Source organism: Alkalihalobacillus sp. TS-13 (genome assembly GCF_019720915.1).
Classification (GTDB): Bacteria; Bacillota; Bacilli; order Bacillales; family Fictibacillaceae; genus Pseudalkalibacillus.
In genome coordinates this window covers 1-255 of the sequence record NZ_JAHKSI010000043.1, presented here as the reverse complement: position 1 = coordinate 255, position 255 = coordinate 1, and the positions used below count along the sequence as shown (strand labels likewise).

Below are 255 nucleotides of genomic sequence, written 5' to 3'. Positions count from 1 at the left end.
CAGCCACCATTTAAAGAGTGCGTAATAGCTCACTGGTCGAGTGACTCTGCGCCGAAAATGTACCGGGGCTAAACGTATCACCGAAGCTATGGATTGTACCTTACGGTACAGTGGTAGGGGAGCGTTCAAAGGGCTGAGAAGCGAGACCGGAAGGACTCGTGGAGCGCTTTGAAGTGAGAATGCCGGTATGAGTAGCGAAAAGAGAAGTGAGAATCTTCTCCATCGAAAGCCCAAGGTTTCCTGAGGAAGGCTCGT

1 rRNA gene is annotated in these 255 nt (G+C 51.4%); it reads left to right on the top strand.

From position 1 onward, the window contains the following. Positions 1-255: ribosomal RNA gene (locus tag KOL94_RS25985) — 23S ribosomal RNA — on the top strand; the annotation flags it as partial.